This window comes from Morganella sp. GD04133 (genome assembly GCF_029835375.1).
In the GTDB taxonomy this organism is placed as follows: domain Bacteria; phylum Pseudomonadota; class Gammaproteobacteria; order Enterobacterales; family Enterobacteriaceae; genus Morganella; species Morganella morganii_B.
In genome coordinates this window covers 16074-34531 of sequence record NZ_JAODZS010000013.1, presented here as the reverse complement: position 1 = coordinate 34531, position 18458 = coordinate 16074, and the positions used below count along the sequence as shown (strand labels likewise).

The following is an 18458-nucleotide window of genomic DNA, read 5'->3' as shown; positions in this document are numbered from 1 at the left end:
GTATTATTTTACGGAAACGACACACATGTATTCAGGGTTATTAATTATTCTCGCCCCGCTTATTGCGGGTTATCTCATCCCGGTCAGCAGCACGGCACTGAAAAAAATCATCGGCCGCGGTCTGAGCGCGATGGTGTATGTGATTCTGTTTCTGATGGGGATAAGCCTGGCGCTGGTGGAAAACCTCGGGACAAATCTGCTGGTGATAGTGCAGTACACGCTGACCTTTTCCGTGATGGTGCTGGGCTGTAACCTCGCCGGACTGTTTTTATACGGCAAAAAATACCCGTGGCAGGTGCCGGCTCACAAACAGCAAAAACCACCTTCCCGCCTGCATATGGTGCTGGAATCCCTGCAACTGTGTGGTGTGCTGCTGGTTGGCTTTGCCACCGGGTTATTCGGCTGGTCGTTTCTCGCCTTTGCCGGGGCCGCCAGTGAATACGCGCTGATCTTCCTGCTGTTTCTCGTCGGGATCCAGCTGCGCAACAGCGGCATGACGCTGCGCCAGATCCTGATCAACCGCCGTGGTATGCTGGTCTCGCTGATTGTGGTGGTTACCTCGCTGCTCGGCGGCGCACTCGCGGCACTGATTGCCGGGCTGCCGGTTAAAACCGGGATGGCGCTCTCCTCTGGCTTCGGCTGGTATTCGCTGTCCGGTATTCTGCTGACAGACGCTTTCGGCCCGGTGCTCGGCAGTGTCGGCTTCTTTAACGACCTGGCGCGGGAGATTGCCGCGATTATGCTGATCCCGCTGCTGATCAACCGCCACCGCGCCGCCGCACTCGGCCTCGGCGGTGCCACCACGATGGACTTTACCCTGCCGGTATTGCAGCGCAGCGGCGGTGTGGCGATTGTCCCGGCCGCGATTGTGCACGGCTTTGTCCTCAGTCTGTTTGCCCCGGTGCTGATAGCCCTGTTTACCTGAAGAGTGAAAACGTATGCCACAACAACGGATTTTAGTGCTGGGTGCCAGCGGTTATGTCGGACAGAATCTTATCCCGCAGCTGATTGCTGCCGGTCATCAGGTCACTGCCGCCGCCCGCCGGGTGGAGTGGATGCAGGCACAGGGCTGGGAAAACACCCGCTGCTGCTATGCGGATCTGTATGATAAATCCACCCTGGAAACCCTGTTTCAGGATATTGATGTGGTGTATTACCTCGTCCACAGCATGACGGATGAGGCGGACTTACTGGCACGGGAACGCCTGGCGGCGGAAAACGTGCAGGAAATGCTGAATAAATCCGCGGTGCGGGAAGTGATTTACCTGAGCGCCATGCAGCACAAAGACAGCGATTCCCCGCACCTCGCTGCCCGCAGGCTGACCGGCAAAATCCTCGCGGACAGCCGCGTACCGGTCACCGAGATCCGCGCTGCCATTATTGTCGGACCAGGCTCGGCGGCATTCGAGATCATGCGCGACATGGTGTACAACCTGCCGATCCTGACCCCGCCGCGCTGGGCGCGCTCAAAATCCTCGCCGGTGGCACTGGAAAACCTGCTGAATTACCTGACCGGTCTGCTGGCGCATCCCGCTGACGACAACCGCCGTTTTGATGCCACAGGGCCGGATTACCTCAGTTATCTGGAGATGTTCCGCCACTTTATTACCATCAGCGGCAAAAAACGGCTGATGATCCCGCTGCCGATCCCGCTGCGGTTGATTTCAGTCCACTTTCTGCGGCTGATCACCACGGTGCCGGAAGGTATTGCCAAAGAGCTGATTATGGGTCTGAAATATGATCTGCCCGGCGACGGAAAGCCGCTTCAGGCGCTGATCCCGCAGACGCTGCTCAGTTTTGATGATGCTGTGCGCAAGACCCTTAAAGATGAAGCGGATGCCGTGGATAATGAAGACTGGGGTTATGACCCGGAAGTCCGCGCCCGCTGGCGGCCGGGCTTCGGTTTTTATCCCAAACAGGCTGGTTTTACCCTGAATACGTCTGCCTCCGCCGATGCCCTGTGGCATGTTGTGCAGCAGATTGGCGGCAAAGACGGCTATTTTTACGCCAATATTCTGTGGTCAGTCCGCGCCCGTCTGGATGACCTGTGCGGTAATAAAGTCACTTACGGCCGCCCTGATCGCGATACCCTCGAACCCGGGGATAAAATCGACGGCTGGAAAGTGATCACCGTGAAACCCCGGCAGCAGCTCTCCCTGCTGTTCGGTATGAAAGCCCCCGGACTGGGACGGCTGACCTTTACCCTCCGCGACCACGGCCACCAGCGGACGCTGGATGTCCGTGCCTGGTGGCATCCCGCCGGATTCAGCGGGCTGCTCTACTGGTTCGCCATGATGCCTGCTCATTTATTCATCTTTAAAGGCATGGCGAAAACCATCGTCAAACGGGCGGCAGCATACGTCCTCCCGGCATCTGAGAAGACATAATCACGCAGTAAAAATCATTAGCTTGCTTTTTTAGTAGTTTTTTATGCAGAAATAATTGCATATTTATTCTCACGGCGTTAATATTCACTCAACGTCACTGAGTATGCAGAATTACAGCATGAGTATTCAATTAAAAAACATCAATTGCTTTTACGGACAGCATCAGGCGCTGTTTGATATCAACCTGGAATGTGGTGCAGGAGAAACCATGGTTCTGCTCGGGCCGAGCGGTGCCGGTAAGAGTTCCCTGCTGCGGGCACTGAACCTGCTTGAAATGCCGCGTTCCGGTGAACTGACCATTGCGGATCACCATTTTGATTTTACCACCGCGCCGTCTGCCAAAGCGATCCGTTCCCTGCGTCAGAACGTCGGCATGGTGTTTCAGCAGTATAACCTGTGGCCGCATCTGACCGTCATGGATAACCTGACAGAAGCGCCGGTCCGGGTGCTGGGGCTGACCAGAGAAGCCGCTCAGGCAAAAGCAGAAAAACTGCTGACACGTCTGCGTCTGACCGATTTTGCAAACCGTTTTCCGCTGCATTTATCCGGCGGCCAGCAGCAGCGTGTGGCGATTGCCCGCGCCCTGATGATGGAACCGCAGGTACTGTTATTCGATGAACCGACAGCGGCACTGGACCCGGAAATTACCTCTCAGGTCGTCGATATTATTAAAGAGCTGTCACAAACCGGGATCACCCAGGTGATCGTGACTCACGAAGTGGATATCGCCCGTAAAACCGCCAGCAAAGTGGTGTATATGGAAAACGGCCGCATCGTGGAACAGGGCAGCGCCCAATGCTTTATCACGCCGCAGACAGAGGCATTTGCCGGTTATCTGTCACACTGATTATTTTCTGCCACTGAACATTAAAAATAGGATGTTGCTATGAAAAAACTGGTTATTGCCGCATTAATCGGCGCGTTTGCTTTCTCCGCAGCGGCGGCAGAAAAAGAAAAAATCCGTTTCGCGACAGAAGCGAGTTATGCCCCGTTTGAAACCGTGAATGAGAAAAACGAAATCGTCGGGTTTGATGTGGATCTGGCTCAGGCAATGTGTGCCAAAATCGATGCGGAATGTACCTTCACCAACCAGGCGTTTGACAGCCTGATCCCGAGCCTGAAATACAAGCGTTTTGATGCGCTGATGGCCGGAATTGACGTCACACCTGAGCGTCAGAAGCAGGTTGATTTCACCAATACCTATTATGATAACTCTGCTGTTTTCGTTGCAGTTGCGGGCAAATTTGATAGCATTGACAGCCTCAAAGGGAAACAGATTGGTATCCAGAACGGTACCACGCATCAGAAATACCTGATGGAGCAGTTTAAGGACATGAAAATTGTGCCTTATGAAAGCTACCAGAACGCGGTACTGGATCTGAAAGGCGGACGTATTGACGCTGTCTTCGGTGACACAGCTGTTATCAATGAATGGCTGAAGAGCAACGACAATCTGAAAACCGTGGGTGAGCGCGTCACCGATCCGGAATATTTCGGCACCGGCCTGGCTATTGCGGTCCGCAAGGGCAACAGCGAGCTGAAAGACAAACTCAACAAGGCGCTTACTGAGGTCAAAGCGGACGGTACTTACGATACCCTCTATAAGAAATGGTTTGAGTAATAACATAAAAATTTAATGAACGATTTTCTCTCTTTAGCAAGCGCCGCCGGGGTAACCGTCGGCCTTGCTGTTTCTGCACTCCTGATTGGTCTGGTGCTGGCGATGTTGTTTACCCTCTGGGAAACCGTGCGCTGGAAACCTGTCGCCTTTGCCGGAACCTGTCTTGTTACGCTGATCCGTGGTTTACCTGAGCTGCTTGTGGTTCTGTTTGTCTATTACGGCACACAGGAAGTGATTTTCCGGCTGAGCGACGGTATCAATCTGGGTTTCTTCACCCTGACGCTTGAGATCGATAACGGCCCGTATGTGCCGATCTTCAGCGGTATCACCGCCCTGTCTCTGCTCTACGCGGCCTATGCATCACAAACCCTGCGCGGTGCGCTGAAAGCGGTACCGGACGGACAGCGCGAGGCCGGTCAGGCACTCGGTCTGAGCCGTACCACCATTTTCCTCCGCTTTGTCATGCCGCAGATGTGGCGGCATGCCCTGCCGGGACTGGGTAACCAGTGGCTGGTTCTGCTGAAAGATACCGCGCTGGTGTACCTGATTGGTATCAACGAACTGATGCTGCAAACTCAAAGCATTGCCCGCCGTACTGAAGAACCTTTCACCTGGTACAGCATTGTGGCGCTTATCTATCTCGCCATCACGCTGGTCAGTCAGTACATCCTCAAACGTATTGAATTGCGTACCACACGTTTTGAACGGAGCGGCCAATGAGCATATTTGATTATATTCTTGCCGTATTGCCGGGCCTGCCGGTCAGTCTGTCACTGACGTTTACCGCACTGATCACGGCGTTTCTGCTGTCCGTGCTGTTTACACTGGTACTCTCTCTCAAGCCGCGGGTTCTGACACCGCTGGTCAAGGGGTATATCACCCTGTTTACCGGGACGCCGCTGCTGGTCCAGTTTTTCCTGATCTATTTCGGGCCTGCACAGTTTGAAGGGCTGAAAAACTATCCGCTGCTGTGGGAACTGATGTCCTCCCCGTGGCTCTGTGCCATGGTGACACTGGCGCTCAACAGTGCGGCCTATTCGACACTGCTGTTCTACGGCGCGGTGAAAGCGATCCCGCCGGGTCAGTGGCAATCCTGCCAGGCGCTGGGAATGTCACAGAAGCAGACCATGCGGATTATTCTGCCCTATGCCTTTAAACGTGCATTGTCGTCCTATTCCAACGAAGTGGTGCTGATCTTCAAAAGTACCTCGCTGGCCACGACAATTTCACTGCTTGAAGTAATGGGCTACAGCCGCCGCCTGTTTGGTCAGGATTACGATCTGAACGTCTTTATTGCTGCGGGGATTATTTATCTGGCAGTCAACAGCCTGCTGACGCTCGCGATGCGTCTGATTGAACGCCGCGCGCTGGCATTCGAACACCGTAACTGATCCGCTCATACGAAAACGGGGCCGCAATGTGAATTGCAGCCCCGTTTTTTTATTCTCTCATTATTATTTTCTGGTCAGCAGCACCAGCACTTCATAATGTGCAGTATGCGGGAACATATCAAACAGCTGCACACGCTGCGGCTGATACTGTGTAAGATGCGCCAGGTCCTGTGCCAGGCTCTGTGCATTGCAGCTGGAATAGATAATCGTCTCCGGCGCCATGGTATTCAGGTAATCACACAGCGCTTTCCCGATCCCCCGGCGCGGCGGGTTCACCAGCACCAGTTCCGGCACAGCGGATTTGGCGAGGGCAAACTGCGCGGAATCCAGCGCCTGAAAGGTGACATTCTCCAGCCCCATTTTTTCCGCTGAACGGGTGGCACAGGCAATCGCCTCCGGGCTGATTTCAATCCCGGTCAGTTGTGTGGATTTATCCGCACAGTGCAGGCCGAATCCGCCCGCACCGCAAAACAGATCCCATAAACGGGTGATGCCCAATTCACGCACCCATTGTCCGGCGGTATGATACAACTGCGCGGCAACCGCCGGATTGGTCTGGAAAAAGCTGTGCGGACGGATATAGAGCGGAATGCCGTTAAAGGTCTCTTCCAGCACCGCATCCGGGGTAAAGATAATTTCCTGCTCCCCTTCCAGAATCGCCATCGCGACCGGCTGGATATTGGCGGAAATCACCGATAACTGCGGCAGTTGCGCCTGTAAAAACGGCAGCGCGGCCTGTAACTGCGCCACTTTTTTCTCTGAGCGCAGCACAAAGCGCAGCATCATTTTACCGCTGGCGCGGCTTTCGGTCAGCAGCAGGAATTTCAGCTCACCACGACGGCGTTCCACATTGTACGGCGTCAGTCCGGCACGGGCGATAAAGGGTTTCAGCGCGGCAAACACTGCGGCAAAATGCGGCGGATAGAGCGGGCAATCCGATAAATCGACCGGCTCGTTATCTGTCACGATCCCGAACACCGGGCGCTCCACACTGCCGCTGACGACCATCTTGGCTTTATTTCTGAACGCGGTTTCCGCGCTGCGGACCGGCGGCAGCCAATTTGTTACGGCAAACGGCGAGAGCAGTGCGCGGAGATCCTGCTCTTTATCATCAATCTGCTGAATATAGGGTTTTTCAAGCCACTGACAGGAGCGGCAGCGGCCGGCGGAATACTGAGGGCAATGCATGATGGTGTCCCGGATATCGAAAGTGGTGCGGATAATCAGTGGATCACCGGAGAAGGAACGGAATCAGTGCGGAAGTTTTCTTCATCTTCCGGTTCCGCATCATTCGGATCAAACAGCATATTGTTACTGAACAGCTCAAAAATCACTGCGCCGACCTGCTCTTCCATCAGTTGCAGGGCGAGTGAGAACTGCTCAAATGTCAGCCCGGCACTGAGCGGCAGTGAGTAGCAGACCACCAGCTTCGGCATGGCGGAATCCTGAATATCCATAAAGGTTTTGACCAGCAGCGAACTGGCGTTGATCTGACTCAGGTTGGCAATCAGCGGGACAATCGCCGTCGGGCGGACTTCCGCCAGCGCCGAAAATACCAGCATGTCGTCAAGGATATCAATTTTGGCATCAAACACACCGTCCACATTTTGCATATGCGGCAGATGCAGTGCCTGACAGGAATCACACTCAAAACAGGCGAGTTTCAGCTGATCCAGCCATGTGCGTAATATCGTGAGATCGGGAATGATCATGAACCTGAAGCCTTTTAACCGGAAAAACAAAAGTACAGCGGGGAAAACCGTCACCCGCAGACCAATAACGGATCTTAGCTGAAAAACGTGAAGGGGAATAACGTTTTATTGCTTTTTTTCATTTTTATTCTGCCGGGTCTTTTTGGCTGCCCCGCTTTTGCTGTCGATACCAACAGACGGCATGGCGCTGATGGCCCGCCAGACAATATTGATTGCCGCCGGTACCAGACATCCCAGGCCGGCAAACGCCATTACCATCAGGGCATTCTTGCTGCTCATAAAGCCCGGCAGCGAAATAAAATCATTCACCGCCAGATAGACCAGCACCAGTAATATCACACCGATAACCTCGCAGATAATTACCGGGCGCGGCATATCCCCTAATGAACGCATTTGTCGCGGCTGCTTTCTGGTCATATTATCCTCTGTGATTCTGTTTTTTATATCCGCACTGCGGGTAGTCACTGAACCATTGGTGCGGACTACCGCACAAATCGTCACAACATTCTTTTCTATCCGCTATGATACAGGCATAATTTATCCCATTAAAGCACCGCTTCCGGTGTTACTGATGAATGAAGGAGCTTTTCATGTATACCGTTATTTTTGGCCGTCCGGGTTGTCCTTATTGCGTTCGTGCGAAAGAACTCGCAGAAAAACTGAAAAATGAACGTGATGACTTCGACTATCGCTATATTGATATTCACGCGGAAGGCATCAGCAAAGAAGATTTATCTGTCACCGTCGGCAAACCGGTTGAAACCGTTCCTCAGATTTTTATCGATGAAAAGCACATCGGTGGCTGCACGGATTTCGAAGCTTACGCAAAAGCCAATCTCGGCCTGTTCAGCTAAGCTATCCGGCCGTTTCCCGCCCGGGAAACGGCTTATTTGCCCCTCTCTATCCCACTGATTTTCAACATCAAAAAATTATTTTCATTTTTTTTAATCTTTTTTCGAACTTTCTTACCGGGGCGCAGTCTGAATAAGTGCCACTGCTTTTCTTTGAATATCCCCAAGATTGAGGAAGCCCGATAGTCACCAATTTGGTTTTAACTATCGGGTTTTTTATTGCCTGCTGTTTATCCCGCCTGTTGTTATTTCAGATTTTGTCAGTTTTCTGCAATGTTACGTAATAGCACGATTAACCAAGACATTTTTACTTTACCTTGATGCACAAGACGGCTACCCTGACCCGTCATTTTATTACCGGATATATACGGTGTGTTTTTTAAGGAGTCTGCTGTGCTGGAAAATCTGAATCATTCGCTTTTTCTCCTGCTCAATGCCACGCCGGAAACGTCTCATACCATGATTACTGCCGCCACGTTTGCGGCAAAATATCTGGTTCTGCTGTTTCCGGTTGTTGCCGCTGGGTTCTGGCTGCGGGGAGCGCCTGAGAATATGGCCCGTCAGCGCCGCGCTGTCTGCAAAAGTGCCATTGCGCTGCTGATCGGTTTCGCCGCCTCCTGGGTTATCGGCATACTCTGGCCGCATGCCCGTCCGTTTGCCGAACCGTTCGGCCACAGCTTCCTTGATCACGCACCGACGGCCTCGTTCCCGAGCAACCACGGCATTATTGTGTTTACCTTCGCACTGGGCTGCCTGTTCTGGTGCAATGTCCGTGCAGGATTGCTGCTGATGATCCCGGCACTGATTGTTGCCTGGTCGCGGGTTTTTCTCGGCGTTCACTGGCCGGTGGATATGCTGGGTGCCTTTATCACGGTACTGATTTCCTGTGCACTGACAGAGCTGCTCTGGAGCCTGTTCGGTCCGGCACTGCAAAACCGGTTGCAGGCGCTCTACCGGTACTGTTTTGCCATGCCTATCCGTAAAGGCTGGGTGCAGGGGTAACCTGTACAAAAATAAATCCTGAAATACCGGCCGTATGCCGGTATTTTTTTATCTCTGTTTAATGACGGCGATTACCGGCGATTTTTTAAAGCGCACTTTTCGCTGCTGACAGCATTATTTTTGTTCATAGAATATTATTTCGGTATTTATTTAACATTTCTGTTCTGTTCTTCATCAATATCACCGGACCACTTAATTCGTGATTAAAAAAATTATTTTAATCATACCGGATACACAGTACGTCTATTATAAAAATCCTTGTTTCATACTGCCTGACTTCCTGCATATCCCTTAATCACCACAAACTCAACGAAAAAATTATTTTACGTTTAAAAACAACAAATAACATAAAAAACCACACTCATTAAATAGTTTTATTTAGTGTGATAATGTGTTTTGTCATAATGCAATATTGTGCAACGCATATACTAGTTCACATCTGAACAAATAAATTTGTTTAAATAAAAAACAGGCAAAAATAACATTATTGCAGAATATCTGACCTCCTATGCCGTTTCGGCATACCTCATTCCGCAAAAACAGATTAACAACCTTATTAAATATTGCAACACGACCGGTTTTAATGTTATTTATAGCAAATGAGATGAAGATTACAGTGTTTTTCACTAAAAACCAGTATATTTTCACTACAAAAAGACAGTCACCAATCTCAGATTCTTTTGAATATGCATTAATGCAGAGGCTTTTATTTATCCGTTGCAGATATCAGGCCGCTGCTGTTTATTATTTTTACCGGTAAGCAATTACAGGTAATTTTCCCGTTTTACTTATTTTTATCCGGTTGCGTACATAGACCCTGCTTCAGAGACACATTTTGCGCACAGCTCACCGTGCATTTTTTCGTTGTTATTGTTGCAAATTTTGGAGACATCTATGGAAACAACACAACCACAGGTCGTGGTCAGTCAGACTGATACCCGTAATGATTACCGCAAATGGCGTAAATCCGATACCGTCTGGATGCTCGGACTGTACGGTACCGCCATTGGTGCCGGTATCCTGTTTCTGCCGATTAATGCCGGTATCGGCGGGCTGCTCCCGCTGATCATTATGGCCCTTCTGGCCTTTCCGATGACCTTTTTCGCGCACCGCGGTATGTGCCGCTTTATCTTATCCGGTAAAAATCCGGGTGAAGATATTACTGAAGTGGTGGAAGAGCATTTCGGTGCCAAAGCAGGGAACCTTATCACCCTGCTCTATTTCTTTGCGATTTACCCGATCCTGCTGGTCTACAGTGTGGCTATCACCAACACCGTGGAAAGCTTTATCGTTAACCAGATGCATATGACGGCTCCGCCGCGCATTATTCTGTCACTGGTACTGATTGTCGGGATTATGTGTATTATCCGCTTCGGTGAAGCTGCGATTGTCAAAGCAATGAGCGTGCTGGTATTCCCGTTTGTGGCGGTTCTGATGGTACTGGCGCTGTACCTGATCCCGCACTGGAATACCGCGATATTTGATACACTCTCTTTCAGCAGTCACACTGCCGGTGATACCGGACGCGGTCTGATGGTGACGCTGTGGCTGGCGATTCCGGTGATGGTGTTCTCCTTTAACCACTCGCCGATTATTTCCGCATTCAGTGTCGCAAAACGTCAGGAATATGGCGACAATGCAGAGAAAAAATGCTCACGCATTCTGGCATGCGCTCACATCATGATGGTGCTGACTGTGATGTTCTTTGTGTTCAGTTGTGTGCTGAGCCTCTCCCCGCAGAATCTGCAGGAAGCAAAAGATCAGAACATCTCTATTCTGTCTTACCTGGCGAACTACTTTCATAATCCGATGATTGCCTATATCGCGCCGTTAGTCGCGTTTATTGCTATCACCAACGCATTCCTGGGTCATTACATGGGTGCCCGTGAAGGCTTTAACGGCCTGGTTAACAAAGCACTGCGCGCCAGAGGTAAAAGTATTGCACCGTCTAAACTGAATAAACTGACTGCGCTGTTTATGCTGGTAACATCCTGGATTGTTGCCACCTTAGACCCGAGCATTCTGGGGATGATTGAAACTCTGGGCGGCCCGATTATCGCTATGCTGCTGTTTATCATGCCGATGTACGCTATCCGCAAAGTCCCTGCGATGCGTAAATATGCCGGTCACCTGAGTAACCTGTTTGTGGTTGTGATTGGTCTCATTGCCATCTCAGCCGTGTTTTACAATCTGTATCAGCTGTTTTTTGGCTGATAAATACATGACTGTTGCCCTCTCCGGCGGGCAACCTGCCGGGTTTTGCTGATACCGGCGCGATACCGGCCCGCACGCCGGTATTTTTTTTATCCGGACTTAATTATCACCGGTACTGCTGTTCTTTTTCAGACCACATTTTTCACTGGTGACAGTACTATTTTTGTTCGCAGAATATTATTCTGGTATTTATTTAACATTTCTGTTTTATCTGTCATCAGTATCACTCAGATTACTTAATTCGCGATTAAAATAATTATTCTAATAATCCGGCACAGACAATATACTCATTATATAACGCCATATTTTATACTGTCTGATTTTCGTCATATACGCGGCATTATCACCGCCGAAATTGAAACGCCATTTTTTCATTTAAAACAATCAACTACAAATAAAAACCCTGCTTATAAAAGGGTTTTTATCCGGAAAAAACCGGCCTGCTTATATTCTGAAATAAGATCGTATTACGCAACGGATATATTTATTAATATATGAATAAATTAATTTTTTTAAATAAAACATAAAAAATAACGACATTATTAAACTGCTTTTAACGTCATATGTTGTTTCGGCATGCCCCATTCCGTAAACCCGGATTAACAATTTTATCAAATTTTGCAACAGAGCCTGTTTTACTGTGATTTATAGCATTTGAGACTATGATCACGGTGTTTTCCACTGAAAAACAGTATATTTTCACCATCAGAAAGAGAGTTATCAATTTCAGGTACTTTTGAATATGAATGACTGCAGAGACCTTTATTTATCCATTACAGATATCAGGTCGCTGCTGTTTATTATTTTTACCGGTAAGCAATTGCGGGTGACTTTTTAGCTTTACTTATTTTTTATCTGGTTACGTACATAGACCCTATTTCAGAGACGAATAAATGCACAGATCAGCGTGCAAAATTTTAATTGTTGTTATTGTTGTACATTTTGGAGACTTCTATGGATACAACACAACCGCAGGTTGTGGTCAGCAAGACTGACACCAGCAATGATTATCGTAAATGGCGTAAATCCGATACCGTCTGGATGCTCGGACTGTACGGTACCGCTATCGGCGCAGGCGTACTGTTTCTGCCGATTAACGCCGGTATCGGCGGGCTGATCCCGCTGATCATCATGGCCGTGCTGGCCTTCCCGATGACCTTTTTCGCACACCGCGGTATGTGCCGCTTCGTGCTGTCCGGTAAAAATCCGGGCGAAGATATTACCGAAGTGGTGGAAGAGCATTTCGGTTCCAGAGCCGGTGGTCTGATCACCCTGCTCTATTTCTTTGCGATTTACCCGATCCTGCTGGTCTACAGTGTGGCTATCACCAACACCGTAGAAAGCTTTATCGTTAACCAGATGCATATGACGGCTCCGCCGCGCATTATTCTCTCCCTGGTATTGATTATCGGGATTATGTGTATTGTCCGTTTCGGTGAAGCCGCGATTGTCAAAGCAATGAGCGTGCTGGTGTTCCCGTTTGTGGCGGTTCTGATGGTACTGGCGCTGTATCTGATCCCGCACTGGAGTACCGCGGTATTCGATACCCTCACTTTTAACAGCAATACGGCCAGTGTCACCGGTCATGGTCTGCTGATAACACTGTGGCTGGCGATTCCGGTGATGGTGTTCTCCTTTAACCATTCCCCGATTATCTCTGCCTTTGCTGTCGCCAAGCGTGAAGAGTACGGCGAAAATGCGGAGAAAAAATGCTCCCGCATTCTGGCTTACGCCCATATTATGATGGTACTGACTGTGATGTTCTTTGTGTTCAGCTGCGTGCTGAGCCTCTCCCCGCAGAATCTGCAGGAAGCAAAAGATCAGAACATCTCCATTCTGTCTTACCTGGCGAACCACTTCCAAAACCCGATGATTGCCTATATCGCACCATTCATCGCGTTTATTGCTATCACCAAATCATTCCTGGGTCACTACCTGGGTGCCCGTGAAGGCTTTAACGGTCTGGTTAACAAAGCATTACGCGCCAAGGGCAAAAGCATTGCACCGTCTAAACTGAATAAACTGACTGCCCTGTTTATGCTGGTCACCACCTGGATTGTTGCCACATTAGACCCGAGCATTCTGGGTATGATTGAAACCCTGGGCGGCCCGATCATCGCTATGCTGCTGTTTATCATGCCGATGTATGCCATCCGCAAAGTGCCTGCGATGCGCAAATATGCCGGTCACCTGAGTAATCTGTTTGTGGTTGTGATGGGTCTCATTGCCATCTCAGCGGTGTTTTACAATCTGTATCAGCTGTTTTTTGGTTAATAAATAAATGACTGTTGCCCTCTCCGGCGGGCAACAGCAACAACAATAATCAGCCGGAACTGAAAAGTAACGGCTTCGTGAATCTTCACGACACTATTAATCCACGCCTTAACATAGGGGGCGAGCAATATGGTCAGTGTATTTGACATCTTCAAAATTGGTATTGGTCCGTCGAGTTCTCACACGGTCGGTCCGATGAAAGCAGGTAAACAGTTCGCTGATGATCTTATCGCGGCCGGACTGCTGGAAAAAACCACCCGCATTCAAGTTGATGTGTACGGCTCTCTGTCTCTGACAGGGAAAGGTCACGCGACAGATATCGCTATCATTATGGGTCTTGCGGGTAACCTGCCGGATTCTGTTGATATTGACGCGATACCGGGCTTTATCAGGGATGTTGAAGAACGTGAACGCCTTTTGCTGGCAAACCAACGCCATGAAGTGGATTTCCCGCGCGATAACGGGATGAACTTCCATAAAGAAAACCTGCCGCTGCATGAAAACGGCATGTCCATCAGCGCATTCGCCGGTGATGAATTACTGTACAAGAAAACCTATTACTCCGTCGGCGGCGGCTTTATCGTTGATGAGGAACATTTTGGCCAGGCTGCGGACAGCGAAACCAAAGTGCCTTATCCGTATCAGTATGCCGCTGATCTGCAAAAGCACTGTAACGAAACCGGGCTGTCACTGTCAGCGCTGGTGATGCAGAACGAACTGGCGCTGCGCAGCAAAGAAGAACTTTCCGCGCACCTGGCAGCAGTCTGGGATGTGATGAAAGCCGGTATCGAACGTGGTGTGAACACCGAAGGTTTGCTGCCGGGGCCGCTGCGTGTGCCACGCCGTGCCGCTGCACTGCGCCGTCAGCTGGTCACCAGTGATAACACCTCCACAGACCCGATGCAGGTTGTTGACTGGATCAACATGTTTGCCCTCGCCGTTAACGAAGAAAACGCTGCCGGTGGCCGTGTTGTTACCGCACCAACCAACGGTGCCTGCGGGATCATCCCGGCAGTGCTGTCGTATTACGATAAATTCATCCGTCCGGTGAATGAGAACGCCTATACCCGCTATTTCCTGGTGTCCAGCGTGATTGGTTCACTGTACAAAATGAACGCCTCTATTTCCGGTGCGGAAGTGGGTTGTCAGGGTGAAGTCGGTGTTGCCTGTTCCATGGCGGCAGCCGGTCTGACCGAACTGCTGGGCGGCAGCCCGATGCAGGTCTTTATCGCGGCGGAAATCGCGATGGAACACAACCTCGGCCTGACCTGTGACCCGGTCGCCGGGCAGGTACAGGTACCGTGTATCGAGCGTAACGCCATTGCCGCTGTTCAGTCTGTCAACGCCGCCCGTATGGCGCTGCGCCGTGTCAGTGAACCGCGTGTTTGCCTCGATAAAGTTATCGAAACCATGTATGAAACCGGTAAAGATATGAATGCCAAATACCGCGAAACCTCACAGGGCGGCCTGGCAATCAAAGTGATCCCGTGTGACTGATTAGTTTCCGTTTCATAACTGCAAAAACCCCCGCAATGCAGATTGCGGGGGTTTTTCATATCAGGACATCAGCAGAAGTGTTTTGGGTCCGAACCCGAACAGCCCGGCCACCAGGGTGTCCGGATAATGCTGAACTGCAATATTGTACTGAAGTACCGCTTCATTAAAGGCGCGGATGCCCGGATTCAGGGCATCCTCAATATCACAGATCCCCAGCTGAATGCGGACAAACTGCGGATCCGCAATCAGTGCCGGAAATGTCTCTGTCAGCGTCATAATATGATAAAAAACACTGCTGATATCATTTGCGGCACTGACACTTTCATCCAGTGTCGCCGCCGCTGTATAGCGCGGATACGCATCCTGCCGGAAATAAAACAGCGTTGCATCCTGAATACCTGCTTTTTCCGTCATATCCACCAGCTGACCGATCTTCTCCGCCCGCTGATGCAGCATGCCGTCAATCGCCGCATAAGCTTCGGTGATCGGAGCCTGAAGGCGGTTTATCCGGAGATATACCCGCCGGATCCACACAATTCCGGCCACGGCAATGACCAGCGCGATAAACACAATTGTCCCCATATCTTTAATCCTTTATTGACCGGTGTGTAAAAATACCGGTCCTTTTTTATAAAAAAATCCGATATCAGGATGTAATATCGGATCTTATACGGATTTCAACAGGGTAATTCAGCAGACAGCATGATAAATTGCCGCCTGAAGGGGGAATAACCTTATGATGATAGCGGTATTTGCGCCATTTCCTCCCCGAAATCCATCATCTGCACCACCTTAAAGCCGAAACGCTGATAAAAGTGTTTTGCGAATTCATTTTCCGGGTCATAACTCAACCGCAACCAGGGCAGCGGCTGCTCCCGGGTGTTATTCATCGCGGTGATTTTTTCCAGCAACGCAGCAAATGCGGCTTTACCCAGCCCTTTGCCCTGAAATTTTGCATCCAGCATAAAGCGCCAGATCCAGAACATACCGTCATCATCATCAATGCCGTACATGGCAAAACCGATCATGATTTCATCGTCATAAATCACATCGGCACTGAAATTATTGACAAACTGAAGCTGTGCTAGGGAATACACATTGGAGGCCACAAAATCCTCCTGATCCTCCCGGACTTCCAGATCCACACACGCTTCCCAGTTATCTTTACTGACCGGACATAAACGAATCATCGTATCTCCTGTTGTTACCGCCCATTTTTATCTGCCTGTCTATTATTACTGCCCTGATAAAAAATAGCCGCACGAGATGGTGCATTCCGTGTTTTTCTTCCTTAATTCAGATTAAATCCCGCGGGAAAATACCTTCGCGGGTTACTGAAATGACATACAACAATGGCAGCAGTAAGAATGGAGGTGTGATTTCAGAAGCGCTGTCTGAATGTGATACCGGATTTGCCCGGTAAGCGGAGAGAAAACCTGCCGGTCAGTTCACCGGCAGGCTGTTGTGATTAACCGAAGACAGAATGCCACAGTCCGGCAAAGAAGCGGACAATATAATCCCAGATGCGACCGAAGAAGCCGGCTTCCTCAACCTGCTGCTGAACCACCAGCGGACGCTGTTCAACGATTTTATCATCAAGGATAAAGTTGATTTTCCCGACTACCTGGTTTTTCGCCAGCGGCGCTTCCAGCGTGGTGCTGTCCAGCTCAAAGGTCGCTTTCAGATCTTTGAGTTTGCCTTTCGGGATAGTGACATAAATGTCTTTTTCCGCGCCCAGCGGCACTTCTGAAATATCCCCGAACCAGACGCGCTCGGTGGTCAGCGGAGTATCGGCTTTCACCGGTGCCACAGTTTCAAAGAAACGGAAGCCCCAGGAGAGAATTTTTTCACTTTCCGCAAAACGGACACGGTCACTCGGTGCGCCCAGTACCACAGAAATCAGACGCATCGGGCCGTCTGTCGCAGAAGCCACCAGGTTATGCCCCGCGCCGCTGGTGTGACCGGTTTTTACACCGTCCACATTGAGATTAGTGCTCCACAACAGGCGGTTGCGGTTCGGCTGACGGATCTTATTGAAGGTAAATTCTTTCTCTTTATGGATAACATATTCATCCGGCACATCGGTGATCAGCGCCTGGGTCAGCAGTGCCATGTCTTTGGCGGTACTGTACTGCCCTTCGGAATCCAGCCCGTGAACCGTTTTAAAATGGGTATTTGTCAGGCCAATCTGTTTGGCGTAGCTGTTCATCTGGGAAACAAAGGTTTCCTGGCTGCCCGCCACATATTCCGCCAGCGCAATACTGGCGTCATTACCGGACTGAATAACCATCCCTTTGTTCAGATCGATTAATTTTACGCGGTCATCCGGTTTCAGGAACATCAGGGAAGAGCCTTTCAGCACCGGATTACCGGTTGCCCAGGCATTAATACCGACGGTGACGATATCATCCGGTGTCACTTTTCCGGCTTTAATCGCCTGGCCGACCACATAACTGCTCATGATTTTTGTCAGTGACGCCGGGTCAAGGCGCTCATCCGCATTCACGGATGCCAGGATTTTCCCGCTGTTGTAGTCCATCAGCACATACGCTTTTGCATCCACCTGCGGTGCAACCGGTGTTTCCTCCGCAAACGCGTGGCCGATGCTTAAAAATCCGAAAGCAAGCCCGCCGATTAAACCGGTTACCCGTGAACTGATTACTGTCTGCATTACTCTTCCCTCTTTAAACCCGGTACATCGTGACAAAAATAAGAGTGATAACTCTGTGATAATGAATACTATATTCATTTCATGAATGGTAAGCCAATGACACTTTAACGCGATTCTTCCTGTTACGGGGATTTCGTGTCAAAATTTACACTTCATGACATAAAATAACCGACAATACGCACACGTCATCGCATTTCTATCAACAGGAGTCACTATGATAACCGTCTGGGGCAGAAAAAACTCGTCTAACGTCAAGAAAGTCTTATGGTGTCTGACTGAACTGGGGCTGACTTATCAGCAGAAAGATGCGGGCGGGCCGTTCGGCGGTCTCGATACCCCGGAATACCTCGCCATGAACCCGAATAAAACCATCCCGACCTATCAGGACGGTGAATTTATTCTCTGGGAATCCAATGCCATTCTCAGCTATCTGGCGGATAAGTATGATGACGGCACACTGCTGCCGCATAATGCGGAATTCCGCGCCCGGGCGGCACAATGGATGTACTGGTCAGACGGCAGTCTGTTCCCGTATATCAAAGCGATGATGGGACTGCTGGTCAGAACCCCGGCAGAGCAGCGCGATCCGGCGCGGGTGGAAGAGCTGAAACAGGCGCTGAACCGTCTGATTGCTATGCTCAACGACGACCTTGCACAGCGTGATTATATCGCCGGTGATGCGTTCAGTATTGCTGATATGGCACTGGCACCGCTGCTCTATCCGTGGCGGGAAGTGTGTCACGACAGACCGGACTTCCCGCATATCGAGCGCTGGTTTGCACGGATTGAAACCCGCCCGGCGTACCGCGATATCGTGGCACTGCCGGTCAGTTAACAC

Annotated in this window: 18 protein-coding genes; 12 read left to right on the top strand and 6 right to left on the bottom strand. The window is 50.3% G+C overall.

What is annotated here, in order from left to right:
- Positions 1-25 precede the first annotated feature (25 nt).
- The 6 genes from N7387_RS08025 (at position 26) to artM (ending at position 5399) form a co-directional block, all read left to right on the top strand.
- On the top strand, positions 26-925 hold the full coding sequence (locus tag N7387_RS08025; protein WP_262860100.1) for a lysine exporter LysO family protein: 900 nt from the start codon (positions 26-28) through the stop codon (positions 923-925).
- Positions 926-938: 13 nt separating this feature from the next.
- A complete protein-coding gene (locus N7387_RS08020) occupies positions 939-2387 on the top strand; it encodes a DUF2867 domain-containing protein (RefSeq protein WP_279798122.1) in 1449 nt (482 codons plus the stop codon).
- Positions 2388-2505: 118 nt separating this feature from the next.
- Positions 2506-3234, top strand: a complete 729-nt coding sequence (artP, locus tag N7387_RS08015; protein ID WP_262860102.1) for an arginine ABC transporter ATP-binding protein ArtP — start codon at positions 2506-2508, stop codon at positions 3232-3234.
- A gap of 39 nt (positions 3235-3273) precedes the next feature.
- A complete protein-coding gene (gene artJ / locus N7387_RS08010) occupies positions 3274-4008 on the top strand; it encodes an arginine ABC transporter substrate-binding protein (protein ID WP_025153630.1) in 735 nt (244 codons plus the stop codon).
- Between the two features lie 15 nt (positions 4009-4023).
- Positions 4024-4728 carry an arginine ABC transporter permease ArtQ gene (gene artQ, locus N7387_RS08005; RefSeq protein ID WP_025153629.1) on the top strand — a complete coding sequence of 235 codons (705 nt, stop codon included), beginning with the start codon at positions 4024-4026 and terminating at the stop codon, positions 4726-4728.
- Positions 4729-4730: 2 nt separating this feature from the next.
- Complete coding sequence (gene artM / locus N7387_RS08000) at positions 4731-5399, top strand: arginine ABC transporter permease ArtM (RefSeq protein ID WP_262860108.1); 669 nt, start codon at positions 4731-4733, stop codon at positions 5397-5399.
- Positions 5400-5462: 63 nt separating this feature from the next.
- Here the strand turns inward: artM and rlmC are convergent, their stop codons facing one another.
- From rlmC to N7387_RS07985, 3 genes are all read right to left on the bottom strand, one after another.
- Complete coding sequence (gene rlmC / locus N7387_RS07995) at positions 5463-6587, bottom strand: 23S rRNA (uracil(747)-C(5))-methyltransferase RlmC (protein WP_279798121.1); 1125 nt, start codon at positions 6585-6587, stop codon at positions 5463-5465.
- A gap of 35 nt (positions 6588-6622) precedes the next feature.
- Positions 6623-7111, bottom strand: coding sequence for a YbjN domain-containing protein (locus tag N7387_RS07990; RefSeq protein WP_262860104.1), 489 nt, complete (start codon positions 7109-7111; stop codon positions 6623-6625).
- Between the two features lie 105 nt (positions 7112-7216).
- Positions 7217-7528 carry a YbjC family protein gene (locus N7387_RS07985; RefSeq protein WP_262860105.1) on the bottom strand — a complete coding sequence of 104 codons (312 nt, stop codon included), beginning with the start codon at positions 7526-7528 and terminating at the stop codon, positions 7217-7219.
- Between the two features lie 173 nt (positions 7529-7701).
- Here N7387_RS07985 and N7387_RS07980 point away from each other — a divergent pair, with 173 nt between their 5' ends.
- The 5 genes from N7387_RS07980 (at position 7702) to N7387_RS07960 (ending at position 14949) form a co-directional block, all read left to right on the top strand.
- A complete protein-coding gene (locus N7387_RS07980) occupies positions 7702-7965 on the top strand; it encodes a GrxA family glutaredoxin (protein WP_004235784.1) in 264 nt (87 codons plus the stop codon).
- Between the two features lie 390 nt (positions 7966-8355).
- The gene (gene ybjG, locus N7387_RS07975) at positions 8356-8964 is read left to right on the top strand and encodes an undecaprenyl-diphosphate phosphatase (protein ID WP_262882391.1); all 609 of its coding nucleotides are present in this window, start codon (positions 8356-8358) and stop codon (positions 8962-8964) included.
- An 894-nt stretch (positions 8965-9858) separates the two neighbouring features.
- Entirely contained in the window at positions 9859-11178 is a 1320-nt protein-coding gene (locus N7387_RS07970) for an HAAAP family serine/threonine permease (RefSeq protein ID WP_262861667.1), read from the top strand.
- 954 nt (positions 11179-12132) lie between these two features.
- On the top strand, positions 12133-13452 hold the full coding sequence (locus N7387_RS07965) for an HAAAP family serine/threonine permease (protein ID WP_262861666.1): 1320 nt from the start codon (positions 12133-12135) through the stop codon (positions 13450-13452).
- Positions 13453-13581: 129 nt separating this feature from the next.
- Positions 13582-14949: an L-serine ammonia-lyase gene (locus N7387_RS07960; RefSeq protein ID WP_025153620.1), complete on the top strand. Its 1368-nt coding sequence runs from the start codon at positions 13582-13584 to the stop codon at positions 14947-14949.
- A gap of 60 nt (positions 14950-15009) precedes the next feature.
- Here N7387_RS07960 and N7387_RS07955 read toward each other — a convergent pair whose 3' ends face one another.
- From N7387_RS07955 to N7387_RS07945, 3 genes are all read right to left on the bottom strand, one after another.
- Positions 15010-15531 (bottom strand): LemA family protein, encoded by a 522-nt coding sequence (locus N7387_RS07955; RefSeq protein ID WP_279798119.1) that lies wholly within the window; start codon positions 15529-15531, stop codon positions 15010-15012.
- Positions 15532-15683: 152 nt separating this feature from the next.
- Positions 15684-16139 (bottom strand): GNAT family N-acetyltransferase, encoded by a 456-nt coding sequence (locus N7387_RS07950; protein ID WP_279798117.1) that lies wholly within the window; start codon positions 16137-16139, stop codon positions 15684-15686.
- Positions 16140-16417: 278 nt separating this feature from the next.
- Positions 16418-17620: a serine hydrolase gene (locus tag N7387_RS07945; protein WP_072871005.1), complete on the bottom strand. Its 1203-nt coding sequence runs from the start codon at positions 17618-17620 to the stop codon at positions 16418-16420.
- 214 nt (positions 17621-17834) lie between these two features.
- On the opposite strand from N7387_RS07945, the gene N7387_RS07940 reads away from it, so the two are divergent.
- Positions 17835-18455 (top strand): glutathione S-transferase family protein, encoded by a 621-nt coding sequence (locus N7387_RS07940; protein ID WP_036425025.1) that lies wholly within the window; start codon positions 17835-17837, stop codon positions 18453-18455.
- Positions 18456-18458 lie beyond the last annotated feature (3 nt).